This window comes from Nocardia sp. NPDC052316, from assembly GCF_044547795.1.
Lineage (GTDB): Bacteria > Actinomycetota > Actinomycetes > Mycobacteriales > Mycobacteriaceae > Nocardia.
Map to the genome: position 1 here is coordinate 1,521,512 of NZ_JBIUBB010000001.1, position 24,814 is coordinate 1,546,325.

25 protein-coding genes and 1 pseudogene are annotated in these 24,814 nt (G+C 68.5%); 13 read left to right on the top strand and 13 right to left on the bottom strand.

What is annotated here, in order from left to right:
- Nucleotides 1–218 precede the first annotated feature (218 nt).
- The gene (locus ACIHA7_RS07070; protein WP_397286370.1) at nucleotides 219–1,085 is read left to right on the top strand and encodes a glycosyltransferase; all 867 of its coding nucleotides are present in this window, start codon (nucleotides 219–221) and stop codon (nucleotides 1,083–1,085) included.
- Between the two features lie 270 nt (nucleotides 1,086–1,355).
- Entirely contained in the window at nucleotides 1,356–2,222 is an 867-nt protein-coding gene (locus ACIHA7_RS07075) for a glycosyltransferase (protein ID WP_397286372.1), read from the top strand.
- A 296-nt stretch (nucleotides 2,223–2,518) separates the two neighbouring features.
- Here the strand turns inward: ACIHA7_RS07075 and ACIHA7_RS07080 are convergent, their stop codons facing one another.
- Together ACIHA7_RS07080 and ACIHA7_RS07085 are read right to left on the bottom strand one after the other, a co-directional pair.
- Nucleotides 2,519–3,622 carry an aromatic acid exporter family protein gene (locus ACIHA7_RS07080; RefSeq protein WP_397286569.1) on the bottom strand — a complete coding sequence of 368 codons (1,104 nt, stop codon included), beginning with the start codon at nucleotides 3,620–3,622 and terminating at the stop codon, nucleotides 2,519–2,521.
- A 116-nt stretch (nucleotides 3,623–3,738) separates the two neighbouring features.
- A complete protein-coding gene (locus ACIHA7_RS07085) occupies nucleotides 3,739–4,191 on the bottom strand; it encodes a DUF3151 domain-containing protein (RefSeq protein ID WP_107659783.1) in 453 nt (150 codons plus the stop codon).
- A gap of 1,834 nt (nucleotides 4,192–6,025) precedes the next feature.
- Between ACIHA7_RS07085 and ACIHA7_RS07090 the strand changes: the two genes are divergently transcribed.
- The 3 genes from ACIHA7_RS07090 (at nucleotide 6,026) to ACIHA7_RS07100 (ending at nucleotide 8,800) form a co-directional block, all read left to right on the top strand.
- On the top strand, nucleotides 6,026–7,099 hold the full coding sequence (locus ACIHA7_RS07090; protein ID WP_397286374.1) for a hypothetical protein: 1,074 nt from the start codon (nucleotides 6,026–6,028) through the stop codon (nucleotides 7,097–7,099).
- Nucleotides 7,100–7,319: 220 nt separating this feature from the next.
- Complete coding sequence (locus tag ACIHA7_RS07095; protein WP_397286376.1) at nucleotides 7,320–8,393, top strand: fused (3R)-hydroxyacyl-ACP dehydratase subunits HadA/HadB; 1,074 nt, start codon at nucleotides 7,320–7,322, stop codon at nucleotides 8,391–8,393.
- A gap of 110 nt (nucleotides 8,394–8,503) precedes the next feature.
- The gene (locus tag ACIHA7_RS07100) at nucleotides 8,504–8,800 is read left to right on the top strand and encodes an excalibur calcium-binding domain-containing protein (protein ID WP_397286378.1); all 297 of its coding nucleotides are present in this window, start codon (nucleotides 8,504–8,506) and stop codon (nucleotides 8,798–8,800) included.
- Here the strand turns inward: ACIHA7_RS07100 and ACIHA7_RS07105 are convergent, their stop codons facing one another.
- On the bottom strand, nucleotides 8,801–9,919 hold the full coding sequence (locus ACIHA7_RS07105; RefSeq protein ID WP_397286381.1) for a BTAD domain-containing putative transcriptional regulator: 1,119 nt from the start codon (nucleotides 9,917–9,919) through the stop codon (nucleotides 8,801–8,803).
- A gap of 30 nt (nucleotides 9,920–9,949) precedes the next feature.
- Nucleotides 9,950–10,984, bottom strand: coding sequence for a class II fructose-bisphosphate aldolase (fbaA, locus tag ACIHA7_RS07110; RefSeq protein WP_194832188.1), 1,035 nt, complete (start codon nucleotides 10,982–10,984; stop codon nucleotides 9,950–9,952).
- 345 nt (nucleotides 10,985–11,329) lie between these two features.
- On the opposite strand from fbaA, the gene ACIHA7_RS07115 reads away from it, so the two are divergent.
- The 3 genes from ACIHA7_RS07115 to ACIHA7_RS07125 all read left to right on the top strand — a co-directional run bounded on the left by ACIHA7_RS07115 (nucleotide 11,330) and on the right by ACIHA7_RS07125 (nucleotide 14,203).
- On the top strand, nucleotides 11,330–11,986 hold the full coding sequence (locus tag ACIHA7_RS07115; RefSeq protein WP_397286571.1) for a DedA family protein: 657 nt from the start codon (nucleotides 11,330–11,332) through the stop codon (nucleotides 11,984–11,986).
- Between the two features lie 52 nt (nucleotides 11,987–12,038).
- Nucleotides 12,039–12,689: a DedA family protein gene (locus ACIHA7_RS07120; protein ID WP_397286383.1), complete on the top strand. Its 651-nt coding sequence runs from the start codon at nucleotides 12,039–12,041 to the stop codon at nucleotides 12,687–12,689.
- A 74-nt stretch (nucleotides 12,690–12,763) separates the two neighbouring features.
- Nucleotides 12,764–14,203 (top strand): lipase maturation factor family protein, encoded by a 1,440-nt coding sequence (locus tag ACIHA7_RS07125; protein ID WP_397286385.1) that lies wholly within the window; start codon nucleotides 12,764–12,766, stop codon nucleotides 14,201–14,203.
- 3 nt (nucleotides 14,204–14,206) lie between these two features.
- Here the strand turns inward: ACIHA7_RS07125 and ACIHA7_RS07130 are convergent, their stop codons facing one another.
- On the bottom strand, nucleotides 14,207–15,295 hold the full coding sequence (locus tag ACIHA7_RS07130; RefSeq protein ID WP_397286573.1) for a glycoside hydrolase family 76 protein: 1,089 nt from the start codon (nucleotides 15,293–15,295) through the stop codon (nucleotides 14,207–14,209).
- Nucleotides 15,296–15,557: 262 nt separating this feature from the next.
- Between ACIHA7_RS07130 and ACIHA7_RS07135 the strand changes: the two genes are divergently transcribed.
- Together ACIHA7_RS07135 and ACIHA7_RS07140 are read left to right on the top strand one after the other, a co-directional pair.
- Complete coding sequence (locus ACIHA7_RS07135) at nucleotides 15,558–15,776, top strand: type II toxin-antitoxin system HicA family toxin (protein ID WP_397286387.1); 219 nt, start codon at nucleotides 15,558–15,560, stop codon at nucleotides 15,774–15,776.
- Nucleotides 15,773–16,171: a hypothetical protein gene (locus tag ACIHA7_RS07140; RefSeq protein ID WP_397286389.1), complete on the top strand. Its 399-nt coding sequence runs from the start codon at nucleotides 15,773–15,775 to the stop codon at nucleotides 16,169–16,171. The genes ACIHA7_RS07135 and ACIHA7_RS07140 overlap by 4 nt, the downstream gene beginning before the upstream one ends.
- A gap of 5 nt (nucleotides 16,172–16,176) precedes the next feature.
- Here the strand turns inward: ACIHA7_RS07140 and ACIHA7_RS07145 are convergent, their stop codons facing one another.
- Nucleotides 16,177–16,863 carry a TrmH family RNA methyltransferase gene (locus ACIHA7_RS07145; protein WP_397286391.1) on the bottom strand — a complete coding sequence of 229 codons (687 nt, stop codon included), beginning with the start codon at nucleotides 16,861–16,863 and terminating at the stop codon, nucleotides 16,177–16,179.
- Nucleotides 16,864–16,913: 50 nt separating this feature from the next.
- Nucleotides 16,914–17,246 carry a DUF4190 domain-containing protein gene (locus ACIHA7_RS07150; RefSeq protein WP_397286393.1) on the bottom strand — a complete coding sequence of 111 codons (333 nt, stop codon included), beginning with the start codon at nucleotides 17,244–17,246 and terminating at the stop codon, nucleotides 16,914–16,916.
- 92 nt (nucleotides 17,247–17,338) lie between these two features.
- Here ACIHA7_RS07150 and ACIHA7_RS07155 point away from each other — a divergent pair, with 92 nt between their 5' ends.
- The 3 genes from ACIHA7_RS07155 to ACIHA7_RS07165 all read left to right on the top strand — a co-directional run bounded on the left by ACIHA7_RS07155 (nucleotide 17,339) and on the right by ACIHA7_RS07165 (nucleotide 19,893).
- Entirely contained in the window at nucleotides 17,339–18,712 is a 1,374-nt protein-coding gene (locus ACIHA7_RS07155) for a sensor histidine kinase (RefSeq protein WP_397286395.1), read from the top strand.
- Entirely contained in the window at nucleotides 18,709–19,362 is a 654-nt protein-coding gene (locus ACIHA7_RS07160; protein ID WP_397286397.1) for a LuxR C-terminal-related transcriptional regulator, read from the top strand. Before ACIHA7_RS07155 ends, ACIHA7_RS07160 begins: the two co-directional genes overlap by 4 nt.
- 84 nt (nucleotides 19,363–19,446) lie before the next feature.
- The gene (locus ACIHA7_RS07165; RefSeq protein WP_397286399.1) at nucleotides 19,447–19,893 is read left to right on the top strand and encodes a hypothetical protein; all 447 of its coding nucleotides are present in this window, start codon (nucleotides 19,447–19,449) and stop codon (nucleotides 19,891–19,893) included.
- Here the strand turns inward: ACIHA7_RS07165 and ACIHA7_RS07170 are convergent.
- The 6 genes and pseudogenes from ACIHA7_RS07170 to ACIHA7_RS07195 all read right to left on the bottom strand — a co-directional run bounded on the left by ACIHA7_RS07170 (nucleotide 19,877) and on the right by ACIHA7_RS07195 (nucleotide 24,753).
- The gene (locus tag ACIHA7_RS07170; protein ID WP_397286401.1) at nucleotides 19,877–20,572 is read right to left on the bottom strand and encodes a lysoplasmalogenase; all 696 of its coding nucleotides are present in this window, start codon (nucleotides 20,570–20,572) and stop codon (nucleotides 19,877–19,879) included. The two genes, ACIHA7_RS07165 and ACIHA7_RS07170, sit on opposite strands and share 17 nt — an antisense overlap.
- A gap of 4 nt (nucleotides 20,573–20,576) precedes the next feature.
- Nucleotides 20,577–21,635 (bottom strand): beta-ketoacyl-ACP synthase 3, encoded by a 1,059-nt coding sequence (locus tag ACIHA7_RS07175; RefSeq protein WP_397286403.1) that lies wholly within the window; start codon nucleotides 21,633–21,635, stop codon nucleotides 20,577–20,579.
- Between the two features lie 44 nt (nucleotides 21,636–21,679).
- Nucleotides 21,680–22,261 carry an orotate phosphoribosyltransferase gene (gene pyrE / locus ACIHA7_RS07180; protein WP_397286405.1) on the bottom strand — a complete coding sequence of 194 codons (582 nt, stop codon included), beginning with the start codon at nucleotides 22,259–22,261 and terminating at the stop codon, nucleotides 21,680–21,682.
- A gap of 2 nt (nucleotides 22,262–22,263) precedes the next feature.
- Nucleotides 22,264–22,578, bottom strand: a pseudogene (locus ACIHA7_RS07185) (short-chain dehydrogenase); the annotation flags it as partial.
- Nucleotides 22,579–22,678: 100 nt separating this feature from the next.
- Nucleotides 22,679–23,869 carry a hypothetical protein gene (locus ACIHA7_RS07190; protein ID WP_397286407.1) on the bottom strand — a complete coding sequence of 397 codons (1,191 nt, stop codon included), beginning with the start codon at nucleotides 23,867–23,869 and terminating at the stop codon, nucleotides 22,679–22,681.
- A gap of 68 nt (nucleotides 23,870–23,937) precedes the next feature.
- Nucleotides 23,938–24,753 (bottom strand): DUF5666 domain-containing protein, encoded by an 816-nt coding sequence (locus ACIHA7_RS07195; RefSeq protein WP_397286409.1) that lies wholly within the window; start codon nucleotides 24,751–24,753, stop codon nucleotides 23,938–23,940.
- Nucleotides 24,754–24,814 lie beyond the last annotated feature (61 nt).

A 24,814-nucleotide genomic window follows, 5' to 3' on the forward strand; every position in this document is an offset into this window, starting at 1 on the left:
TCACACGTACGAGATCGGTAGTAACCACGATCGTCGTGCGATCACTTGGCACACCACGCGATAGTGGCCGGACTGCCGTCTTCGGACCGGCGTCACCGTCGATGACCGGGTCCGGCCGAGCCGCCACCGCGCGCTGACGCGCGCCCGCAGCAGAGAAACCGGCCGACAGCGTCGGGGTTTTCGGCTGCCCATCAGCGAAAAGTGGGAGCAGGACCACTATGACGAACACATCGACAACGACGGTTTTGTCCGTCGTGATACCCGCACTGAACGAAGCGAAGTGCATCGAGCGCACGCTGGACCGACTGGTCGCCCAGGACGCGATCGACGAAATCATCGTCGTCGACAACGGCAGCCAGGACGACACCCGCCAGATCGTGCGTGACTACGCGGTCGACCACCCGGAGGTCGCCCTCATCGAGGAGCCGACCCGCGGCATCCCCGCCGCCCGCAACGCCGGATTCGACCGGGCCAGAGGCAATTTCCTCGCCCGCACCGACGCGGACACCCTGGTCGCGCCGGACTGGGGCGAGGTCATCCGGCACAACCTCACCGAGCACCCGGACACCGCCGCGGTCACCGGCATCACCACCTATCACGACTCACCCATCGGCTTTTTCTTGAAATTCGGCCTGTACCTGCAGGATCGGCGCGGCAAGCTGGGCGGGCCGGTGGGCAACATGCACGGCCCGAACATGGCCATCCGCCGGTCCGCGTGGCGCACGGTGCGAGCGGAGACCACGACGCGGCCGGACGTCGCCGAGGATCTGGATCTGGCGTTGTGCCTGACCAAACGCGGCCTGCGCATCGACCAGCTGACGGACATGCGCGCCGAAACCTCGGCCCGCCGCCGCAGGACCGGACCGCGCGATTGGTGGCGCTTCCAATTGACGGGGTTGCGCACCATCACCGAGCAGGGCTACCAGGTGCGGCCGTTTCATCGGGCGGTCATCGTCGGCGCCTGGCTGGCACACACCGTGCAGTGGCCGATCTACCGATTCTGGGACTTCGAGCGGCGCCGCTTCACGCTGCGTCCTGGGCGGCCCAGGGTCTGCGCGATCGGCGAAACCGCAAGCGCCACCTGAGGATTTGGTGCCCCCAAGGCTTGGGGATTCTGTCTGTGCATCAACGCAACTAGGGTGAACCCGTGATCATCGCCGGTCGGCCCAGCCGGTAATCAGCAGGCTTCCCGGCCCTGGTCGCACACCGACCCCGATCGACCTCGCGGCACCGTCGCCGACCGAGTTCTCTGTGTTCTCAGCACGCGCCACGCTGACGAGAACGGCTGTTCCGGGCAGATAACAGACCGTTCTGTAGAAAAGTTCACCCGACCCAGAACTGGAGCAGTACCACCAATGAGCAGCCCCGATTCGGCGACGACCTTATCGATCGTCATCCCGGTCCTCAACGAGGCGGCGTGCATCACGCAGACCCTCGACCGCCTCGTCACGCAGGACGCGATCGACGAGGTCGTCGTGGTCGACAACGGCAGCGACGACGGCACCCGTGAACTCGTCAGCGCCTACGCGCTCGAACACCCCAAAGTCGAACTCGTCGAGGAACCTCAGCGCGGGGTGGCGCGGGCCCGCAACACCGGATTCGACAAGGCCCGTGGGGATTTCATCGGCCGGACCGACGCCGACTGCCTGGTCGCGCCCGATTGGGGCGCGGTCATCCGGCAGCACCTCACCGACCACCCCGACGTCGCCGCGCTCACCGGCATCACCACCTACTACGACTCGCCGGTCGGCTTCTTGCTGAAATTCGGCTATTACCTGCAGGATCGGCGCGGCAAGCTGGGCGGCCGGGTCGGCAACATGCACGGCCCGAACATGGCCATCCGCCGCACCGCCTGGCTGGATGTGCGCGCGGACACCGTCGTGCGGCCGGACGTGATCGACGACCTCGACCTGGCGCTGTGCCTGAGCAAGCGCGGCTTGCCGATCGATCAACTGAAGCACATGCGGGTCGAGACGTCGGCCCGGCGCAGGCGCACCAGCCCGCGCCGCTGGTGGCAGTTCCAGCTGAGCGGCCTGCGCACCATCACCAACCAGGGCTACCAGGTGCTGCCGTTCCATCGCGCCGTCATCGTCGGCGCCTGGCTGGCGCACACCGTGCAGTGGCCGATCTATCGGCTCTGGGATTTCGACCGGCGGCGGTTCTCGCTGCGGCCGGGACAGGCCCGGATGTTCCCGCTCAGCAAGGAAGAAGGCGGCAACTGACGAACACAGAGCCGCCCGGCCGGACGTCGGACCAGGCGACTCTGCTCCTCGCAACGGGCGTGCTGCCCCAACCCGCACGGCCACCACACCATATGGCCGGTGGGGCAGTTCGCTCGTGTGCGAAGTGGTCGACCGCGACACCCCTCGTTCGATCGCGGTCACCTGTTCAAGTTATGGGGCCGGGGCCGCCGGAACACGAGTAGCGGACTACCCAAAGATCAGCAAGGACGCCACGCACAGCGGCGGCGAGCACCCGTATCCGGCACGAGAGTCGGCGAATCCACTGAGTAGTCGGATCATTCCTCGGGGGTCACGAACGGTTTGGGCACCGTCGGCGGGAGCAGCGCGATCGCGGAGATGCGCTTCATCCCGCACACCTGCATCAGGTCCACCACGATCGAGCGCACCTGGGCGAACACCACATGGGCCGAGAGCCCTGCACCCTCAACGAGTTCCGGCCGCGCCTCCTTGGCGACGGTGCGCAGCACCCTGGCCGCCTCGGCCTGGTCGGGCTGCTCGCCGGGGTCGGCGAGCATCATCCTGCGCACCACATCGATGGCCTGGCCGAGCCGTTCGACCTCGTCGATCAGGCGTGGGTCGAGTATCTCGTCATCCTGGACCAGCGTGAGCGAACGGCGCAGCAGCACCCTGGTGTTGCGCACCGCGTTGTCGAGCGGGTCGGCGGTGGCCTTGATACGTTCGAGACGGGCCCGAGAGTTCCAGTACAGCGGGGAGATTCGGCTGATCTCCTTGCCACCCTCGAGCGTGGACCGCAAGGTGTCGAGCTGCGGCTGCGTCGCACGGACCGCAGCGAGCGCGGAACGCACCTTGTCCGGATTCTGTTCGAGCAGACCGTCGGCGCCCTCGGTGAGCGACTTGCTCATCACCGCAAGGATTTCCGCCGCCTGCTCGCGGGCCCGCCGCACCGGGTGCAGCGGAATCGACGCCACCACAACGACTCCCACCAGACCGCCGACCAGCGCGTCGATCATCCGGGAGAAGCCACCACCCGCCGAGGGCGGCAGCAGCGTCGCGACCAGCACGGCCGAACCGGCCGCCTGCATGGTGATGATGGACCCGCCGTCGAGGAACACCGCCGCGGCCATGGCGACCGCGACCACCAGGGCGATCTGCCACACGCCGGTACCCGCGTTGGTGATGAACAGGTCACCGATGCCGATGCCGACCGCGACGCCGACCACCAGTTCCACCGAACGCCGCAGCCGGGCGCCGAAGGAGATGCCGATCGACACCACGGCCGCGGTGGGCGCGAAGAACGGCTGCGCGTGCCCGACGAGGTCCCGCGCGATGAACCAGGCCAGTGCCGCGCCGAGAGCGCACTGGAGAATCGGCAACGCGGACAGTCGCAGCCGCGCCCACGACGCGCGCAGCCGATCCATGCTGCTCGCCTTGGCGACGCCGACGCGAGAGCTGGGATTGATATTGAGGTCGAGCCCACCCGCCACCCGACCGCCACCCCTCATCGAATCGCTTCGCGATCCTGCAATCATTCGACTCAGTCGAGGCCGAGCTCAGCCGCGGCCCGCGGATCGCAGTCTTCCAACAGATCCAAGCAGCGCGCGTACTCCTCCGTCTCCCCGATCACCTTCGCCGCGCGAGCCAGCGCGCCGACACTGCGCAGGAAACCGCGGTTCGGCTCATGGCTCCACGGCACCGGGCCGAAGCCCTTCCAGCCGTTGCGGCGCAGCAGATCGAGGCCGCGGTGGTAGCCGGTGCGGGCGAACGCGTACGCCGCGAGGATGTCGTGGTTGATCGGCTCATCCTGGGCTTCCCCGCTGGTCAGCGCGGCCTCGGCCAGGTAGGCCCAGGCGATCGAGGCCGCAGGATGATCGGCGGCGACGCGGAACGGGTCGGCCTTGTCGAGCAACGCTTCTTCCGCGTCGGAGATTTCAGGCAGGAGTACCGGCTGGGGGCCGAGGAGATCACCGAACGAGGTCATGGGCTTCATTGTGCACCGATGCGCCGATTCCCTGCGCATGCGCTCCGTCGGCAACCCGAACTCGGTCGAACCGCACCCCTTCGGCGTACCTCGGCATTCACCGCGGCCATGCGCGGTCTTAAGACGGACTACCTCGGGCCCTGCCCGTTAAGCTGGCCGTCGAGTTCAACTGTTCCGCCTGACCGAGGGGTAGTGCGTGTCCGACCCGAACGACGACAAGAACCCGGCGAGCGCCGACCCGGCAACCCCGGCCGCAGCCGACGCACGCCCGGCAGACACCACGGTCCGCCACCCGGTCGCCGCCCGCCCGGAGCCCTCGCCCGCAACGCCCACGCGTCCCATTCCCGCCGCGGGTGCGGAGAGTAAGGACACCGCGGATACTTCAGCTCCGACCGACTCCCCTGCCGCGGTTTCGGCCGCGCCGGGCTCGCCCGACGCCGAGAACTCCGGTAAGCCCGCCGTGAACCCCCGCGGCACGTCGACGCCCGCGGCTGCCGCGCGGAATACGGGTTCCGGCACGTCAGACGGCTCGAACTCTGGCGCAAAACCCGGCAATGCCGCAGCGGCAACCGGTTCCGAGCCGGGGAACGGCGCGAAGCCCGTCTCTTCCGACTCGACCGTCGACAAGACCGCGCCCGAGGCCATCCCGAAGGTCAACACCCCGGCTCAGCCCGCGAAGTCGGCTGGCGCGGCCCCGTCGGACAGCCCCGCTCCAGGTAAAGCAGCATCCGCTGCGGGTAGCACCGCCAACCCCGAGGCGAAGACCGAGGCGATCGCGCGCGGCGACAAGCCCTCCTCCGCGACACCTCCGGCCGAAGCACCTGCCGAGCAGGGCTCGAAAACCCCCACGGCGGAACAAGATAAGCCCACTTCCGGCGACGTGGTCGCCGATATCGCCCAGAGCGGTGCCGCTCCGAAGGCAGCGCCCGCGGCCGAAACCGAAGTAATCAAACGGGACGGCCGGACCCAAGCCGACTCCGCAGCGGGCACGAACCAACCGCCCGCTCCGGGCACACCCGCGCAATCCACGTCGACCGCGACATCGAGCGCGAAACCTGCAGCCACGCAACAGGCCAACTCCCCTGCGGGCGGTGCCGCACCGACCACCTCAGACGCTGAACGATCCAGTGCGCCCGCAGCTCAATCCCGCACCACCGCAACGCAATCCGGCGCAGCAGCCCAATCCGGCGCGCCCGCAGCAACAGCCGGCGTGCCCGGTACGCAACCCAGCGCATCCGGTACACAACCCGGTCCCACCGCCACACACCCCGCTGCACAACCCGGCGGCCCCGCGACGCCACCCAGCGCGACGGCGGCACGACCGGACGCGCCCGCCGCTCAGTCCGGCGCTTCCGCCGCTCAGTCCGGTGCGCCAGCCGCACAACCCGGCGCATCCGCCGCACAGTCTGGTGCGCCCGCCACACAGTCCGGCGCCTCCGCCGCACAGTCCGGCGCGCCCGCCGCACAGTCTGGTGCCTCCGCCGCACAGTCCGGCGCGCCCGCCGCACAGTCTGGTGCCTCCGCCACTCAGTCCGGTGCCTCCGCCACTCAGTCCGGCGCGCCCGCTACGCAACCCGGTGCCTCCACCACTCAGTCCGGCACCTCCGCCGCACAGTCCGGTGCGCCCGTCGCACCACCCGGCGCGACAGCGGCAAAATCCGGCGCGGCCGCGGCATCATCTGGCGCCGCTGCGGCAACTGATGCGGCGCAAAACGAGACTGCCAGGGGTACAACCACTCCCGAGGACGCAGCGTCGGTCACGCCGGAGAGCTCTGCTCCGTCGAAGTCCCGCCCCTGGTTCGGCGGGGAGAAGGCTGGTGCGGACCGAGACAACGCACCCGACATGTCCGCCGCGACCGCGCAGCCTGCCGAGTCCGCGCAAGCACCGGAGGCCGACATCCCGGACGGGGATGCGCCGACCACGGTGATGCGGGTGCAGCGGCCGGCACCTCCGGTCGAGGACGCCGCTCCCGAAGCGGACACCGTCAAGATGAATACGGCGGCACCGGACGCCGGGCAACAGCCGCCGCCGGGATCCGAAGACGTGACGATGGCGATGCCGGTGATCAAGCCGGACGACGCGCAGACCGTCGCGCTGCCGATCCAGCGGCCCACCGACGCGCCGAAGCCGGCCGGAACCGACCGCGTGACGCCGGGTGCGGGGCGAGTGCCGATCACCAAGCCGCCGACCACGCCGCGCGCCGCTCCCGGACCGAAACAACCTGTCCCGCAAGCACCTTCGGCCCCGCCGCCGAGCGGGCCCGGTCCAGTCGAGCAGACGCGGCCCGCGCCCGCCCACCCCAACCTGCCGCGCCAGCACGCGACGGCCCCCTCGCCCGCGGATGTCCAGCCGACGCTGCCCGCGCAGCAGATCGGCTCGCTGCGGCCACCGCAGCCCCGGCAGATCGCCCAGCCGCAGCGGATCGCACCCCCGGCACAGGCTCCGGCACCAGCCGATCAGACCACTTCGGGTCGTCCCAAGCGGTGGCTGCTCGCGGTGGCGGGCGCCGCCGCAGTGGTGGTCGTGTTGGTCGGGGTGATCGTGGCGGTGGTCGTGAACTCGACGGACAATTCGCCGGATACCCAGGTGCGCGCCGCGATCTCCGATTACACCGATGCGCTGAAGACCGGCGACCTGACCACGTTGCGGGAGACCACCTGTGGTCCGCTGCACGATTTCTATCAGGGCATTCCGGCGGATCAATTCGCCGGCGTGCATCAGCTCTCGATGGAACGCCGCACTATTCCGGTGGTGGACAGCGTGGATGCCATCCGGATCACCGACGACACGGCGATCGCGCAGGCAACCGTTTATACCGAGGCCGATCCGGCCAAGCGCTCGGCGCGCACGTTCGACCTGCAGCGCACCGACGCCGGCTGGAAAGTCTGCGATCCACCCTCCAGCGCTCCGCAATAACTCGCGACGGAATTGATCTACCTGTTGTGGCTGCCCTCTCGACGGGCAGCCGAACACATTTAATAGCCGATAAGCATCAATCTCGATCAGCTCCGAAAGCCCGTCGCGAGCCGGTAGATGAAGAACAAGCAAATTCGATAGCAATTCCGTATCGATCGACGGTAGCGCTGCTCACACTCAGCTGGTCAACGGTCCTGTTCATTAGTAGCGTGGCCGCATCATGGGCAGGGAACAGACGACGGCGCTCGAAACCGATGACGTACAGCAGACGGCGACGCTGGCCGGCCAGCGGTTCCGCGTGCGGGACCACTATGAGGTCGGCCGGGAAAAGATCCGCGAATTCGCGCGAGCGGTGCAGAATCACCACGGCGCGCATCAGCAGGAGGCCGACGCGCGCAAACTCGGCCACGACGGTGTGATCGCACCGCCGACCTTCGCCTCGGTCATCGGGTCGTCCGGCACCCGCTCGCTGCTCGAATCGGTGCTCACCGAGTACGACCTCTCGCAGATCCTGCAGACCGATCAGGTCTTCCAGGCGTATCGGCCCATCCTGGCCGGCGACCGACTGACCAGCGAGATCCTGATCGAGTCGATCCGGCAGTTCGGCGACAACGATTTCGTCGTCGTCCGCTCCGCGCTGGTCAATCAGCACGGCGAGCTCGCCCTCATCGGCTCGACCACGATCGTGGCGCGCCGCGGCGCCGAGGTGGATCCTGGCCTCACCGACGTGGTCGACAACATCATGATGCACGGCCAGGTGGTCGAATTCCCCACGGCGGGCAGCGGTTCGGACGACAGTTCGGCGCTGATCCCGCTGGGCCTCGGCGAGCTACCCGCGCCGCCCGCCGACCGCGAGCTCGCGCCGGTGCACACGCTGCCCGAGTTCGACCAGCTGTCCGTCGGGGCTCAGCTGCCCGCCGGTTCGTTCCGGCTGGCCCGCGGCGACCTGGCCAATTACGCCGGTGTCTCCGGCGACGCCAACCCGATCCATTTCAGCGATCACGCCGCCAAGCTGGTCGGCCTGCCCACGGTCGTCGCGCACGGCATGTTGACCATGGGCCTGGCCGGTGGCTACCTGACCTCCTGGCTCGGCGACCCGACCGCCATCGCGAAGTTCAGCGTGCGGTTCTCCGGTTTCGTTCCGGTGGCGCCGGACTCGGCGAGCACGGTGGACTTCGTCGGCCGGATCAAGTCGCTCGATCCGCACACCCGCACCGCGACCATCGTGCTCGGCGGCACCTCGGCGGGTCGAAAGCTGTTCGGGCGGGCCATCGCTGAGGTCCGGCTGACCTAGCGCGGTTTGGGCGGCGGCTCAGCCACAGGTCGGACTGGTCGGTCCGGACATTTTCCGACGCCCGAAATCCACACCCCACGGCTGGGTGTTTTCGGCGCAGGATGGATGTCGTGAGAACTACAGCACTACGCCGCGTGACCCCTGCGATCGGTGCCGCGTGTCTCGTGGTCGGCGCCCTCACCCTGGCGCCACCGACCGCCATCGCCGAGACCCCTACCGCCGCCTTTGTCGCCCGCCCCGATTCGCACGAGATCCCGCAGCGCGACGGCGAATCCGAGAAGAAGCGACGGGTGTACACCACCTGCGAACAGGCGCGCGCCGACTACGCGGGACCGATCTACCGCGGGCTGCCGCAGTACAACCCCATGCTCGATCGGGACGGCGACGGCTTCGCCTGCAACGAGTGACTACTGCACGGCCTGAAACGTCAACATCGTTGCGCCGATGCGGATCTGGTCGCCGTCGGCGAGCAGGGCGCCGTTCTCGATCGGGTCGTCGTTGACGAAAACGCCATTGGCCGAGTGCAAGTCCTTGATCAGCAGTCCGGCCCGGCTCGGCATGATGTGCGCGTGATACCTGCTGGCCTTCGGGTCGTCGAGGACCAGGTCGTTGTCCGTCATCCGGCCGATCCGCAGGCCGCCCTGGGCGATCGAGACCACCCGGCCGTCGGGTAGCCGCAGCTGCCCGCTGCGCACCGTGCTCGGCGCCTCGGTGACGGTCTCGGTCATCGCCGCGGCCATCCGCTCGACCTGCCGGAGCTCCACGGTGCCGAGCGGCTCCTGGCGCAGCACTCGCTGCTCCAGCTCGATCAGGGCCGGGCCGGGATCGATGCCGAGTTCGTCGGCGAGCACGGTCCGCACCCGGCGACACGCGTCGAGCGCGTCGGCCTGCCGCCCGGACAGATAGAGCGCGGTGATCAACTGGCCCCACAGCGGCTCGCGCAGCGGATGCTCGCCGGTCATCGCGACCAGCTCGCCGATCACCGAGGAGGCACGCCCGCAGGCGATTTCGGCGTCGATCCGGGCGGAGGCGACGGCGAGCCGCTCCTCGTCCATCGCGGTGGCGAACCCGTCGGCGAACTGCAGGCCGGACAGGTCGGCCAGCGCCCGGCCGCTCCATTCGCGCAGTGCGGCACCGTAGAGCTGGGCGGCGCCCGCGTGATCGCCGAGCGCGACTGCGCGGCTACCGGCCTCCCGGCTCGCCTCGAAACGTCCGAGATCGCAGGCGGTCTCGGCCACTTCGAGGCGGTAGCCGGAGGATTCGGTGCGCAACACCAGCGCCGGATCCACACCCGAATTACGCAGCGCTTTGCGGATATTCGAGACGAACACCTGCAAACTGGCGGCGTAGGAGTCGGGCGGATCCTCGTTCCACACCATGTCGGCCAGCGCGGCCGACGACACAGCGCGGCGCCGATTCACGGTGAGTGCGGCCAGCAAAGCCCGCGGCTTGGGCCCGCCGACCGCCACCGGCTCACCGCCGACTAGCAACCGGACGGGCCCGAGCACGCGCACATCCAGACACATGAGCTGTCGAGCCCCCGGTGGGTTGATGGGTCAGGCGCTGATCGACCTTCCCGCGGACTTCAGATCATTGCATGCCTCGGTGACACGCGCCGCCATCGAGGTTTCCGCCTTCTTGAGGTAGCTGCGCGGGTCGTAGACCTTTTTGTTGCCGACCTCACCGTCGATCTTGAGCACACCGTCGTAGTTGGTGAACATGTGCGTGACGATCGGGCGGGTGAACGCGTACTGGGTGTCGGTGTCGACGTTCATCTTCACCACACCGAAGCGCAGCGAATCCTCGATCTCCGACTTCAGCGAGCCCGAACCACCGTGGAAGACGAAGTCGAACGGCTGCGCGTCCTGACCCAGGCCCAGCTTGGCCGCGGCCACCCGCTGCCCCTCGGCCAGCACCTCGGGCTTGAGCTTCACGTTGCCCGGCTTGTACACACCGTGCACATTGCCGAAGGTCGCGGCGAGCAAGTACTTGCCGTTCTCGCCGGCGCCGAGCGCGTCGATGGTCTTCTGGAAGTCCTCGGGCGAGGTGTAGAGCTTGTCGTTGATCTCCGCCTCGACACCGTCCTCTTCGCCGCCGACGACACCGATCTCGACCTCGAGGATGATGTTGGCCTGCGCGCAGGACTTCAGCAGTTCCTGGGCGATCTCCAGGTTCTCGTCGATCGGGATCGCCGAGCCGTCCCACATGTGCGACTGGAACAGCGGGTGCTGACCGTTGTTCACCCGCTCCTGGGAGATGGCGATCAGCGGCCGGACGAAGCCGTCCAGCTTGTCCTTGGGGCAGTGGTCGGTGTGCAGCGCGATGGTGATGTCGTACTTCGCGGCGACCACATGCGCGAATTCGGCCAGCGCGACCGCACCGGTCACCATGTCCTTCACGCCCTGTCCGGAGCCGAATTCGGCGCCGCCGGTGGAGAACTGGATGATGCCGTCGCTGCCCGCCTCGGCGAAACCCTTGATGGCCGCGTTGATCGTCTCCGAGGACGTGCAGTTGATGGCGGGAAAGGCAAAGGAGTTCGCTTTGGCCCGACCGAGCATCTCGGCGTAGACCTCCGGAGTCGCGATGGGCACAGTAAGACCTCCGTGTTTGTTGCGGCAAAGACCTATTTTGTCAGCCACCACCCTAGGACAGCAGTGTTTCGCCTGGTATCCAGGGAGGCCGTGTAGTGCCTGCACGAGTGACCAGGCGGTAGTCAGCACGGAACCTTCAGGTGACCAGCAGGTAGTTTCACGCACAGGGCGGGGTTTCTCAGGCGAACCCGGTACTGTGGGCCCGGTAATTGCGCTGGCCGCCTCCGATGCGATGGCACGTGAATCAGGCCAGCCGTATCCAGAACAGGAGACCACCGCGTGATTCTGCTGGCAGCGACAGAATCGGTGACAAGCAACCTCGCACTCACGGAGTTGCTCGACCCGATGCACCTGCTCACGGAGACGTGGCTCAAGAACGCGGTGCTCCCGGCCATTCTGGCGATCGTTTTCATCGAGACCGGTCTGCTCTTCCCGATCCTGCCCGGCGATTCGCTGCTGTTCACCGGTGGCCTGCTCGCGGCGCAGCCGAATCCGCCGGTCTCGATCTGGGTGCTCGTCCCCGCCGTCACGTTCATCGCGTTCGCAGGCGACCAGAGCGGATATTGGATCGGCCGGGCCATCGGGCCCGCGTTGTTCCACAAGGAGGACACCCGCTTCTTCAAGAAGCACTACGTCACCGAGACGCATGAGTTCTTCGAGAAGCACGGGCCCAAGACCATCATCCTGGCCAGATTCGTGCCGATCGTGCGCACGTTCATGCCGGTGCTGGCCGGTGTGTCCAAGATGGACTACCGCAAGTTCGTCGCCTTCGACATCGTCGGCGCGATCCTGTGGGGCGGCGGCATCACCGTGCTCGGCTACTTCCTCGGCAATGTCGCCTTCATCCGAGATCACGTCGAGGCGATCTTCCTCCTCATCGTGTTCGTCTCGATCCTGCCCGGCATCGTCGCGGTGGCGAAGAAGCTGCTCAATCGTCGCGCGGAGCCGGCGGTTCGGCCTGAGGCCGAGCTGACCGTCTCGACGAACGAGCCGACCCGCTGAGCGCGTGTTCGCGGCGTCCTCGCCCCTAGCAGTGGGCACCTTCGATCCGCTGATGTCAGCGGGTCCCGCGCTCGTCTGGACAGTGGTGCTCACCTTTGTCTTCCTCGAATGCGCGGTCATTCTCGGGCTGTTCCTGCCCGGCGACTCCATGCTGATCACCGCGGGCGTGGTGATGGCCTCGCACGCCTCCGGCGAAGCGCAGGTGTGGGCGCTGTCGTTGGGGACCATGGTCGCGGCCATCGCGGGCAACCAGGTCGGTTACGTCATCGGCGCGCGCACCGGGCATCGCCTGGTGGCCCGCAAGAACGGCCGCTACATCAATACCCGCAATCTGCAACGGGTCACCGAGTTGCTGCAGCGGCACGGGTTCGTCGCGGTGCTGATCGCCCGCTGGATTCCGTGGGTGCGCACGTTGTGCCCGACGGTCGCCGGCGCGGCCGGGATGGATCACCGCAAGTTCACCATCGCGAGCACGATCGGCGCGATCATCTGGGCGCCGGTGCTGCTGTTGATCGGGTACTACGCGGGCAGCTTCCTGGATCGGGTGCCGTGGCTCATGCCCATCGTGATCGGCACACTGGTGGCCGGGCTGATCCTGGGGACCCTGCTGGGCATCCGGCACTACCGGCAGGAGATGGCGAAGCCGCCGGAGGAGTTCGACCTGGAGACCGCGCCGAGCGTGGCCGTCGACGCCGAGAACTGACCGCCGGGTTTCCACTCGACCGGACCGGGTACGCGTGACATGGGCAAATTCCCGCCGTCGGAGGAGCTGCGGGCATGGACTGGTTCACGGCACCCGAGTACTGGCTGAGCAGGCTGATCTTCCAGCGCGGACTGGCGGTCATCTACCTGATTGCCTTCCTCGGCGCGGCCATGCAGTTCCGGGCGCTGATCGGCGAGCACGGCATGTTGCCGGTGCCGCGCTTCGTGGCGCGCACGCCGTTCCGGTTGGCGCCGAGCCTGTTTCAGTTGCACTACTCCGACCGGTTCTTCGCCGCGGTGGCCTGGGCGGGCGTCGGGCTGTCAGCCGCCATGGCGCTCGGCGTGGCCGATCTGGTGCCGCTGTGGGCGGCGATGGGGATGTGGGCGGCGCTGTGGGCGGGGTACCTGTCGATCGTCAATGTCGGGCAGCGGTGGTATGGGTTCGGGTGGGAATCATTGCTGCTGGAGGCCGGATTTCTCGCCATCTTCCTCGGCAACGACGAGACGGCGCCGCCGGTGCTGGCGTTGTGGCTGGCGCGCTGGCTGCTGTTCCGGGTGGAGTTCGGCGCGGGTCTGATCAAGCTGCGTGGCGACACCTGCTGGCGGGACCTGACCTGCCTGTACTACCACCACGAGACCCAGCCGATGCCGGGGCCGTTGAGCTGGTTCTTCCATCATCTGCCCAAACCGCTGCACCGCATCGAGGTGGCGGCCAATCACTTCGCCCAATTGATCGTGCCGTTCGGGCTTTTCGCGCCACAGCCGGTGGCGAGCGTGGCCGCGGGGATCGTGGTCGTCACCCAGCTGTGGTTGGTGATCTCCGGCAACTTCGCGTGGCTGAATTGGGTGACAATTCTGTTGGCGCTTACCGTGATCGACGGTTCCCTGGTCGCGCGGGTATTGCCGGTGCCCGAACCGCCCGCGTTGCCCGCGGCACCGATGTGGTTCGCGGTATCGGTGATCGCGTGCACGGTGCTGACCGTCGTGCTGAGTTACTGGCCGGTGCGCAACATGCTCTCCCGCGATCAGCGCATGAATATGTCCTTCAACGCCTATCACCTCGTCGGCACCTACGGCGCCTTCGGCCACATCGGCCGGACCCGGCCGGAAGTGGTGTTCGAGGGGACCACCGACCCGGACATCACCGAGCAGACCCGGTGGCAGGAGTACGAATTCAAAGGCAAGCCGGGCGACGTGCGACGCCTGCCCCGCCAGTGGGCGCCCTACCATCTGCGACTGGACTGGCTGATGTGGTTCGCCGCGCTTTCGCCGTTCTACGCGCGGCCGTGGTTGTTGCCGTTCGCCGAGCGGCTGCTGACGAACGACCGGGCGACGCTGCGTTTGCTGCGGCACAATCCGTTCCCGGACGAGCCACCGAAGTACGTGCGTGCGCGGCTCTACGAGTACCGCTTCAGCACGCGGCAGGAGTTGCTGCGCGATCGGGCGTGGTGGCACCGGACGCTGATCGGTGAGTATCTGCCGCCGGTGACCTCGGCGAAAACCGAGGCCGAGTAAGGGCTACAGCCCGGCGGCGCTGACCTGGTGGGCGGCCTCCATCAGCATCCAGCCGGACAGCTGCACCGACAGGTCACGTTCCGGCACTCGGGACGAGGTCACCGAACCACCGGGGGTGAACCGGCCCGCCCCCGCGATGCCGCCGGGCAGCGTCGCGGGCTTGCTCCAGTCGTGCCCGAACAGCGGCTCGCCCTCGACCTCGAGCCGGTTGGCCCAGGCGGCGTCGGCGGACGCGCGCACGATCGCGGCCGCGCACCGTCGATCCGCCTGCTGCGCCTGGTCGTCGCCGGGCAGCATCAGCGCGACCACCGCCAGGTAGCGGGCCAGGATGCCGTTGAACAGGCCGCCGTCGCCGCCGCCACCACCGTGGATGACACCGCGGGTGGTCAGGTGCTCCTCGACGGCGGCGAGCAACCGGTGCACGCGCTCGCCGTGGCGCGGGGCGCCGGTGTGCACCGCCAGCTCGGTCTCCACGCCGAGCACCACACCCTGGCAGTAGGTGAACACCGGGCGCTCGATCTCGCCGGAGGGCAGATGGATGCCGTCGAGCATCAGGCCGGTCTCCGGGTCGCGCAGCGTCGCGTCCAGCCAGTCGGCCATCTCCTGCGCCCGCCCGTGCCTGCCGAGCCGCAGCAGCGCGATGGCGGCCGGGCCGTTGGCGGGGGTGTTGTAGTAGTCGGCGCCGATCCGCCACGGCAGGCCGCCGCCCACCGCCGGATTCCACCCGTCGTACAGCGGCTTCTCCAGCGCGATCAGGCCGCTACGCGCCTCGGTGACGCCCGCGGTCCGCTCCGCGCGTTCCAGCGCGATGGCCAGCCAGGCCATGTCGTCGTAGTACCTGTTGGTCCAGCCGGTGATATTGCGGATGCGGTGCGATCGCGCGATCGCGGCAATCCGCTTGCGGCGCACCGGCGTCGGCACCCGGTTGGCCGCGTCCACCGCGCAGTCGATCAGATGCGCCTGCCACCAGTAATGCCACGACCCGAACGCGCGCTCCCGCTTGGTCGCCGGCCACCCGACCACCCCCAGCTGTGTCCCCGGCAGCGCCCACAACGCGCGCAGATGCCGAGACACGATCGCCGATTCCGCCATGTCCGCCCGCTCGGACCACAACGCCGGTGTCACCACAGCCTCTCTACCTCCCGGTGAGCGCTCACCCAGTGACCGCGGCGTCGCGCGCCCCGGATCCGGTGCCCTCCGCGTGGTCATGCGTCAATGGTGCCAGCACCGCCCGGATCTCCGCGCCCGATTTGTTACACAAGTGATGTGCAGTTGTTCCCGAGGTCTCCTCGCAGCGCACATTCGGGTTGCTAGCATACTTGCCAGATTTTCGGCTAGCGTGCTAGCTTTTGTGATGATCGCAGAGCAGCCGACCAGGAAAGTCCTCAAACGCCTCAAGGCGGAGGGCTGGTCCCGGTTGCGCGATGGTGCAGGTAGCCACACCATCTACGGGTGCCGCACGGGCAAACACGACGTGAGCGTCCCGGACGGACACAAATCCATCTCGCCGGGAGTTGTGCGCACCATCGACAAGGCTGTTGCGTCCTGCGATTGCCCGGAGGAGGAACAGTGAGCAAGTCCATTACCTACGAAGTCCACGCGAACCGCGTCGGCCGTTGGTGGGAAATCACCATCCCCGACGTTTATGGCGATGATCCGTGCGGGCAGGCGCGCCATCTCACCGACGTCGGCTACGAGGCGCGGACCATTATCGCCGCCAAACTCGACGTTCCGCTCTCTCAGGTCGAAACAACATTGATCGTGGACGACTTCGGCGACGCCCACGATGTGCAACCACGGACCGAGCGCATTGCCGTACTCCGTGCGGAGGTCGACCGCTTGTCGAACGAGCTCAAAGCCGAACAGGTTGCCCTGGTGAAAGAGCTACGGCGTGAGAACGTTCCCGATGTCGATGTAGCTACCCTGCTCGGCGTGGCCCGGCAGAGAATCGGACAGCTCGCGGAGTGACCCGCTCACCAGGCGTCGGCGAGGTCGGCGTGTTGGCGGACCCAGGCGTGCATGGCGATGCCCGCGGCGACGCCCGCGTTGATGCTGCGGGTCGAGCCGAATTGGGCGATCGAAACGGTCATGGCCGCTGCGGTTTTCGCGTCTTCGGTGACGCCGGGGCCCTCCTGACCGAACAGCAGGAGGCAGTTGCGGGGTAGTTCGGCGGTTTCGAGGGGGACCGAGCCCGGCACGTTGTCCACCGCGACCACGGTCAGCTGTTCGCGCGCGGCGAAGTCGAGCAGTTCGGCGATGCTGGCGTGATGCTCGATGTGCTGGTAGCGGTCGGTCACCATGGCGCCGCGGCGGTTCCAGCGCTTGCGGCCGACGATGTGCACGGCCGCGGCGGCGAAGGCGTTGGCGGTGCGGACCACCGTGCCGATGTTGGCGTCGTGGCCGAAGTTCTCGATGGCCACGTGGAAGGGGTGCCTGCGCCGGTCGATGTCGGCGACGATCGCTTCGCGCGTCCAATAGCGGTAGGCGTCGACCACGTTGCGGCGGTCACCGGCCACGAGCAGTTCGGGGTCGAACCGCGGATCCCGCGGCGGCGGCTCGGTGTGCTCGGCGGCCCACGGGCCGACGCCGTGCGGGTGTTCGCCCCACTCGGTGGGCCCGGCTGGGTCCTGCTCGGCCGCGTCGGGCACTGGGTGATTCACTCCGACGATGCTAATTCCGGCCCCCGCTCGACCGGCACGGGGCCGTCGCCTCAGTAGGTGCTGCTGCTCCAGACCCCGACCAACCCGAGGACGACGAACAGCGCGACGAAGAGGATGCCGAGGATGATCAGCACCGAGGCGATGATCCCGCAGACGTAGCCGACCATGACGTTCGAGCGACCGCCGAGCGTGCCGCCCGAGGAGTCGATCTCGTTGAGCGCCTTCTTGCCCATCACCCAGGCGACCGGGCCGAGGATCTGGCAGAACACCAGGCTGAGAATGCCGAGGATGAGGATCATGGTGGCCTGTGGGTGTTCCTGCGGCGGGCCATAGCCCCCGTAGGCTTGGTAACCGTACGGTGGCGGCTGCGGCGGGTAGCTCATCAGCAGGATGGTAGTGGGTGTAGCTGGCTACACCACACATTCGGCGGCCAGCTCCATCGAAGACCGCCCGCGCCCCGACAACCATGGAAGCCATGACCGAGACCCACGCCGAACCCACGCTCGTGCTCGACCCGACGCCAGGCACAGCCGGCCGGTCCGCCGAGCCGGTGGCCCGCGCCATGCTCCGTGCCCCGTTCCATGCCCGCACCTGGAAAGAGCTCGTCTATGTCTTCACGGTGTTCGTGCTCGGCTGCCTGGCCGTCGCGTACATGTACCTCGGCTGGGGCGGCGGGCTGGCGATCTCGCTCACCATCATCGGCGTGCCGATCCTGGCGCTGATCCTGCTCGGCGGCCGGATCTGGGGGCGGATCTATCGGGCGCTGGCCAAGGATCTGCTGGGGGTGCGGGTGACGCCACCGCCGCCGTTTCGGCCCGAGCCGGGATTGATCGGCTTCGTCAAGGGCGCGTTCACCGATCGGACCAGCTGGCGGGTCGCGCTGTTCCTGCTCGCGCAGGCGGTGCTCGGTATGGTGGTCGGCTTCTTTGTGCTGCTCACCGTCGCGATGCTGGTGGTCATCGCACTCTCGCCGATCCCGTGGGCGCTGCTCGATCCGATCAATCTCGATGCCCAAGGCGTGGAACATCATTCGATGTTCCAGTTCGGCGACTACTACCTCGAAACCTGGCCGCGGGTGCTCGGCTTCGCCGCGCTCGGCGTGCTCGGCTGCTTCCTGGCGCCGTGGCTGGTGCGCGCCGTGTGCTGGCTGCACGGATTGCTGACCATCGCGTTGCTGAGCGCGACGGCGGCCGATCGGCGCATCGCCGAGCTCCAGCAGGGCAGGCAGGCCGCGGTCGACGACTCCACCGCCACGCTGCGCAGGCTGGAGCGGGACCTGCACGACGGCACCCAGGCCCGGCTGGTGACCATCGCGATGGCGCTGGGTCGCGCGGAGGATCGGCTTTCTTCGGGCGGGGATCCCCGCGACCTGATCGCGGACGCGCACGCCAGCTCCAAAGAGGCGCTGACCGAACTGCGCGAGCTGGTGCGCGGAATCCACCCGCCCGCACTGGAACTCGGCCTCGGCCCGGCACTGGAAACGCTGGCGGCGCGCAGCTCGGTCCCGGTGGAGCTGCGGGTGCATCTGCCCGAACGGCCGAGTCCGGCGATCGAGGCGATCGCCTACTTCTCGGTCGCCGAACTGCTCACCAATGTGGTCAAACACGCCGACGCCACCCGGGCCTGGATCTCGGTGGTGCCGACGGACGCCAGGACCATCGCGGTCACGGTGCGCGACAACGGAATCGGCGGCGTCCTGCAACCCACCGAGGGCGCCCTCGCGGTGGGCAGCGGACTCTCGGGCCTGGCGGCGCGGGCGCGCACCGTGGACGGCACGCTCACCGTGCAGAGCCCGACCGGTGGCCCCACCGTGGTGACCATCTTGCTACCGAAGGACGGTTCACGATGACCGAGTCGCTGCGCATCGTGATCGCCGAGGACAGCGCGATCCTGCGCGACGGGCTCGCCGGCCTGCTCACCGAGCGCGGCCACGAGGTGGTCGCCATGGTGGGTGACGCGACGACGTTGAGCGATGTGGTCGGTACCCACAATCCCGATGTCGCCGTGGTCGACGTGCGCATGCCGCCGAGCTTCACCGACGAGGGCCTGCTCGCCGCCATCGAACTGCGCCGTAAGTATCCGATGACCGGCGTCCTCGTCTTCTCCCAGTGGGTCGAGACCCGGTACGCCACCGAACTTCTCGCCGGTGGCGCGAGCGGTGTCGGCTACCTGCTCAAGGACCGGGTAGCCGACGTCCGCGACTTCGTCGACGCACTCCATCGTGTCGCCACCGGCGGCACCGCGCTGGACCCGGAGGTGGTGAGTCAATTGATGGGCGCATCTCGCCAGCAGGATTCGCTGGCCCGCCTCACCCCACGCGAACGCGAAGTGCTCGAGCTGATGGCGCAGGGGCTGTCCAACAACGCCATCGCCGCCTCGCTCACCGTCACCGAGCGCGCGGTGGAGAAGCACATCGGCAACATCTTCACCAAACTGGACCTCCCACCCTCCGACACCCATCACCGCCGCGTCCTCGCGGTTCTGCGCCTCAAGGGGTAACCCCGGCGGCTGCCTCGTGATGTGCGCACGTCAGTGGCGCCGCGGGCCTATTCTGAAGGTCTGACAGTCGGGGTGGAGGCTGGGATGGATCACGGGCGAATTCTGCGCACGGTGCTCGCGGTGACCGCCGGCTACCTGATTGTGCTCGGGGTGTGGCTGGGGTGGGTCGTGCGGCACACGCCACCGGGGACGGTGCCGTATCAAATCGTGGCGCTGGTCGGGTTGTTCGGCTCCTGCGTCGGCATCGGGATGATGGTGGCGTCGCGGCCGTCGAAGGCCGATCGGCGGTTGTGGCGGGAGGGTCTCGAGGGGTGGGCGACGGTGCACGGGGTGCATCCGCTGGAGCGGACCGATCATCAGAGCGAGCTGACCGAGCTCGACTTGGAGTTGACCGTTCCCGGGTCCGAAAGCTACCGGGGGACAATAGTTTTCGACGTCACGCCGGCGGACAAACCGCGCCTCGCGGTGGGTGAGACCTTCTCGATCCGGGTCGACCCCGCCAACCGCGACCGGATCATTGTGGTGCTGTGACGTGCGCCCCGGGATCCGCGAGCAGGAATTGGGCAGCGGCGTAGGTCGTCAAGATGACGCCTTCGGCGAGGCGGCGGGTCCGTTCGGTGCGCGCGAACAGACGACGCACCACGATGAGGCCGTCGGACACGGTGAACAGCAGGGCACCCAGTCCTAGGCGGCTGCGCGGGTCGGCGTTGGGAATATTCACGCCTGCAATGGTTTTCGCGGAGGACGCGAGCGCAGGGTCCGAGGCGAGCACGCCCGCGGTACCCAGCGTGGCACCGTAAGCGGTCAGCGGTGCGGCCACACCCGGCGCCTTCGCCCGCAACAGCGCCGCCGCGCCGAGCCAAGCACCAAGTCGCGGCAGCGCCACCTCGGCGCGCGGGCGCGCACCCTTGCGCAGCCACAGCGCCGAATATCCGGTCTGCATCACCGCGAACGATGACGCCCCCGCGATCAGGCGGCGGTCGTTGTCCGGGTCGATGAGCAGGATGTCACCGAGCGTCGCGGCACCGAGGGACCCGAGCAACAGCGCACGATCGGTGCGGTCGATCTCGGTCCCTTCGGCGACCACATCGGCCGCCAACAGCGGCATCATCAGCGGCTTGGCGATCCACTGCGCCTTCTCGCGGCCGGTGACGGCGGCGTAGACGGTGACCGCGGCCGCGGCGAGAAACCCCGCCCGCAACGCCCGCATGGCGTCAGAAGCTCGGCTCGGTCGGCTTCGGCGGCAGCGTGACGACCTGGCCTGCGTAGCTCAGCCCGGCGCCGAAACCGAGCAGCAGGGCCAGCTGTCCGCCCTTGGCCTTACCACTCACCAACATCTCCTCCATCGCCAGCGGAATGGACGCGGCGGAGGTGTTGCCGGTCTGCTCGATGTCGTTGGCCATCGGGATGTCGTCGGCCAGGCCGAGGTTCTTCTTCATCAGCTCGTTGATGCGGGAGTTGGCCTGGTGCGGGACGAACACCTCGATGTCCTCCTTGGCCACCCCGGACATCTCCAGCGCGGTGGACAGCGCGCGCGGCAACGTGACCGCGGCCCAGCGGAAGACGCGCGGGCCCTCCATCCGCAGCGACATCCGGCCGATGGGCTCGACCGCCGGGTCGGTGCCCTGCATCGCCTGCGCCTTCTCCATGTAATCGAGGAAGTTGACGTCCTGGGCGATCGCGGCCGCGTTCTCGCCGTCACTGCCCCACACCGTCGGCGAGATGCCGTTCTCCTCGCTCGGCCCGATCACCACCGCACCCGCGCCGTCACCGAAGATCATCGCGGTGCCTCGGTCGGTCGGGTCGAGTCCGACGGTCATCGTCTCGGCGCCGATCAGCAGCACGTACTCCGCCGATCCGGCCCGGATCAGGTCGGCGGCCACGCCGAGGCCGTAGCCGAAACCGCCGCAGCCGGAGGTCAGATCGAACGCCGGGATGCCGTTGATGCCGAGGTCGTGCGCGACGGACGGAGCGCCGTGCGGGGTGAGCATGAGCCAGCTCGAGGTGGCCAGGATCAGCGTGCCGATCTTGGAGCGGTCGATGCCGCTGTTGACGATCGCGCGCTCACCGGCCGCAGCCGCGATCGACTGCAGCGTCTCGTCGCCACTGATCCAGCGCCGGTTGCGGATGCCGGTGCGCTCGTAGATCCACTCGGGCGTGGAGTCGAGTACCTTGCACACCTCGTCGTTGCTGACGATGCGCTGGGGCCGATAGGCGCCGATACCGAGCATCGCAACGTTGTCGCGACTCTTGTTTGTTGCAATGCTCACCACTGGAGACGACCCTTCGCCTTCGAAGAACTAAACCGCTGCCCAGGTTAGCCCAGGGCCAAATCCTTGAGTCCGAGGATGGAGCGGTACTCCAGTCCCTCGGCGGCGATGACCTGATCGGCACCGGTCTCCCGGTCCACGACGGTGGCCACGCCGACCACGTTCGCGCCCGCGTCACGCAGCGCCCGCACGGCGGTGAGCGGCGAGTTTCCGGTGGTCGTGGTGTCCTCGACGACCAGCACCCGCTTGCCGACGATGTCGGGCCCCTCGATCTGGCGCTGCATGCCGTGTGTCTTGGCGGCCTTGCGCACCACGAAGGCGTCGATCGGGCGGCCCGGCGCGTGCATGACGGCCATCGCGACCGGGTCGGCGCCCATGGTCAGGCCGCCGACGGCGTCGAAATCCCAGTCCGCGACCAGCTCGCGCAGCAGCTTGCCGATCAGCGGCCCCGCGCTGTGGTGCAGCGTCGCGCGGCGCAGGTCGACGTAGTAGTCGGCCTCCTTGCCCGAGGAGAGGGTGACCCTGCCGTGCACGACGGCGAGCTCGCGCACGAGCTGGGCCAATCTATCTCGGTCCGAACCGGCCGCGGTATCGAGCGCCGACTCGTTGGTGGTTGCCTCGTCGATCATTCCTAAGTCCTTCCGCGTGTGGTGAACAGGCCGCGATTCAGTCGGGCCGCCAGGGTTCGCGGGATCATCCCGGCGACGTAGTAAGCGTTTTACTGCACACCGGGCACACTGAGCACCCGGCCTTTCTCCAGATCACGCAGGGAATCGGCAACTACCTGGTAGACCCTCAGCCATAAGGCTTTCGGCAGCGACGACGTGTCGATACCGGCTCGCTCATGGAATTCGGTGTGCACGAATCCCGGGCCCAGGGCCTGGACCCGGACACCAGCTCCGGCCAGGCCACCTGCCAACCCTTCCGTGAAGGATACGACGTAGGCCGCCGCGGGGCGCATCGCGCCGGACAGGCGCGCGAAGACAGGGTTTTCGGTCACCCGCGCACGTGCGATCGACGCACCGCACCGGTGCGGGTAGCGCCGATCACTGGGGCACAGGTCCCTGGTACGGACGGAAGCCGGGGTGGAACGGGCCGCCGGGCGGCTCGGCGGCGGGGTCGTCGTCGCGCGCCGCCGGGCGGCGGGCGGGCTCCTCGGCCCAGTCGTCGGCGGGCAGCTCGTCCCGCGGGGCGGGTTGCCGCTTGTCGCGCTGCTCGGGCGCTCGCTTGTCGCGCTCGTCCGGCGACCATTCCTCGCGCGGTTCCGGCGACCACTTGTCGCGCGGTTCCGGCGACCATTCGTCGCGGCGCTCGGGGGACCACTCGTCGGCGGTCCTGCGGTCCTCGCGCACCCTGGCCCGCGCGTCCGGCACCACGGCCAGCGAGGGGCGGCGCGGCGGTTCCGGCTCGTCCGGTGCCGAGAGCGGCGCGCGGTCGTCGAAGTCCTCGTCGTCGTAGGCCTGCTCGACGAACGGCTCCGCATCCTCGTCCTTGCTCAGCCGCGGCGGCTGCACCCGGGCGCCACCGACGGGTGCGTCGCGCTCATCGTCGTCTGTTTCCTCGGGACGCTGCCTGCCGCGCGGGCGTGGCCTGCCCGGATCGTGCCCGCCGCTGTCGAAGCGCGGCTCGCTGACCGGCGGCAGCACATGCAACAGCCCGGACAGCCGAAGGACCGCGTCGATCGAGGTCTCCCACTCGCGCGCCGAGGTGCCGACGGACAACATGCCCAGCGTCCAGTTGCCCTCGCTCCAGAGCATCTGCACGGTGTCGGGCAGCGTCTCGATGAACGCCACCATCCGCTGATCGACGGCGTGCCTGGCGATTTCGGGGTTGGTCGCGAACACCACCCGGTCGCCGATGGCGCCGAGCAGTTCGAGATCGGCGTCCTTCGGCGGCGACGCGGTCTTGAGCCGCATGTCGACGTCGATGTCCGAGCCGATCTGGCGGCGCACCGCGATCAGCGTCGCGGAGTCCTCCAGATCGAAGAGCACGAACTTCTCGCCCTTGCGGATACCGGAGACCACATCGACCGCGGAGAGGTAGCCGAGCTTGGCCAGCGCGCCGCGACGCCAGGTCGACGGCAGCGCGGGTTCCACCGACACATACGTGTAGCCCTGGGATTTCGCCCAGACCTGCCGCGCGTGACCGGTCCGCTGTCGCTGGATCCGATCGAAATACAGCAGCACGATCGCACCCACGAGTGCGATCGCCGCCAAGCCGAACCACATTGCCGTCATCACCGTCTAGCCTAACGAGCTCAGCGGGCGAATGCCCGTCGCCACCCGGCGTTGTCTCGTCGGGTCGTTCATCTGACGCCGCCGGGCAGCGCGGTACTGATGATCACCTTGGCGTGAATGGAGCCATCCGCGGCCTTCTCACCCTGAATCAGCACGATGTCGCCGGTGGGCAGATCGGAGACCTTGGTGCCCGACATCGAGATGACCTGGGTGTTGGCGTCGGTGCGCACGCTGACCGTGCTGCCGAGCAAGGTGCTCACCGTGAGCGTGCCGCCGTCGTTGGCGGTGATGGTGCCCATGGTCGCGCCGAGATCGTCGATGTTGCCCAGGCCCGGCACACTCGGAAGCCCGCTCGGCGCGGGCTGACCGGAGCGCGGCGTCCCCGGCGTCGGCCGGCTCGCGGTCGGAAAGGTCGAGGTGCTCGCGGCGCTGTCGGACCCGGAATCCTTGCCCGCGAGCACCACACCCGCGACCACACCGACCACGGCGACCAGCGCGACGACCCCGAGGCCGAGCGCTATCCACAGCCCGGTGTTGCGGCGCGGCGGCTCCGGCGGCAGCTGGTCCGACGGCTGCATGCCGTACCCGGGCGGGACGGGACCGCCCGGCGGTGGCGCCGCCGCCCCCGACCACTGGTCGCCATAGCTGTTTTCGTACGCGCCCCACTGGTTGTCGTGCGGCGGGAAGGCACGGGTGGCGTTCGGCGGGGGCGCTGACCACGGCTCGAACTGCTCGGTCGCCGGATACGCCGAGGGCGCGCCGGACCCGTACGCCTCGGAATACTCCGTGGTGTGCTGCGGCTGCTCGAACCCGGACTTGCCCGGCAGGTGCTCGGTCGGCGCGTCCTCCGGCCGCTGTCCCCACGGATCGTTCGGGTTGGTCATGGACTCCAGGTTAGGCGTTACCGGGCCGGCACCGGGGGCTTGCGCGGACGGAAATCGGACT

Excerpts from the sequence above, each read along its gene's own strand:
- ACIHA7_RS07120 (WP_397286383.1), top strand. The coding sequence starts at position 12,039 with ATGTCAGCGGGTCCCGCGCTCGTCTGGACAGTGGTGCTCACCTTTGTC.
- ACIHA7_RS07155 (WP_397286395.1), top strand. The coding sequence starts at position 17,339 with ATGACCGAGACCCACGCCGAACCCACGCTCGTGCTCGACCCGACGCCA.
- ACIHA7_RS07080 (WP_397286569.1), bottom strand. The coding sequence starts at position 3,622 with ATGGATCGGCTGCGCGCGTCGTGGGCGCGGCTGCGACTGTCCGCGTTG.
- ACIHA7_RS07075 (WP_397286372.1), top strand. The coding sequence starts at position 1,356 with ATGAGCAGCCCCGATTCGGCGACGACCTTATCGATCGTCATCCCGGTC.
- ACIHA7_RS07135 (WP_397286387.1), top strand. The coding sequence starts at position 15,558 with ATGATCGCAGAGCAGCCGACCAGGAAAGTCCTCAAACGCCTCAAGGCG.
- ACIHA7_RS07195 (WP_397286409.1), bottom strand. The coding sequence starts at position 24,753 with ATGACCAACCCGAACGATCCGTGGGGACAGCGGCCGGAGGACGCGCCG.
- ACIHA7_RS07170 (WP_397286401.1), bottom strand. The coding sequence starts at position 20,572 with ATGCGGGCGTTGCGGGCGGGGTTTCTCGCCGCGGCCGCGGTCACCGTC.
- ACIHA7_RS07105 (WP_397286381.1), bottom strand. The coding sequence starts at position 9,919 with ATGTGTCTGGATGTGCGCGTGCTCGGGCCCGTCCGGTTGCTAGTCGGC.
- pyrE (WP_397286405.1), bottom strand. The coding sequence starts at position 22,261 with ATGATCGACGAGGCAACCACCAACGAGTCGGCGCTCGATACCGCGGCC.
- ACIHA7_RS07095 (WP_397286376.1), top strand. The coding sequence starts at position 7,320 with ATGGGCAGGGAACAGACGACGGCGCTCGAAACCGATGACGTACAGCAG.
- ACIHA7_RS07115 (WP_397286571.1), top strand. The coding sequence starts at position 11,330 with ATGCACCTGCTCACGGAGACGTGGCTCAAGAACGCGGTGCTCCCGGCC.
- ACIHA7_RS07130 (WP_397286573.1), bottom strand. The coding sequence starts at position 15,295 with ATGGCGGAATCGGCGATCGTGTCTCGGCATCTGCGCGCGTTGTGGGCG.
- ACIHA7_RS07150 (WP_397286393.1), bottom strand. The coding sequence starts at position 17,246 with ATGAGCTACCCGCCGCAGCCGCCACCGTACGGTTACCAAGCCTACGGG.
- ACIHA7_RS07070 (WP_397286370.1), top strand. The coding sequence starts at position 219 with ATGACGAACACATCGACAACGACGGTTTTGTCCGTCGTGATACCCGCA.
- ACIHA7_RS07090 (WP_397286374.1), top strand. The coding sequence starts at position 6,026 with ATGTCCGCCGCGACCGCGCAGCCTGCCGAGTCCGCGCAAGCACCGGAG.
- ACIHA7_RS07160 (WP_397286397.1), top strand. The coding sequence starts at position 18,709 with ATGACCGAGTCGCTGCGCATCGTGATCGCCGAGGACAGCGCGATCCTG.
- ACIHA7_RS07125 (WP_397286385.1), top strand. The coding sequence starts at position 12,764 with ATGGACTGGTTCACGGCACCCGAGTACTGGCTGAGCAGGCTGATCTTC.
- ACIHA7_RS07085 (WP_107659783.1), bottom strand. The coding sequence starts at position 4,191 with ATGAAGCCCATGACCTCGTTCGGTGATCTCCTCGGCCCCCAGCCGGTA.
- ACIHA7_RS07165 (WP_397286399.1), top strand. The coding sequence starts at position 19,447 with ATGGATCACGGGCGAATTCTGCGCACGGTGCTCGCGGTGACCGCCGGC.
- ACIHA7_RS07190 (WP_397286407.1), bottom strand. The coding sequence starts at position 23,869 with ATGACGGCAATGTGGTTCGGCTTGGCGGCGATCGCACTCGTGGGTGCG.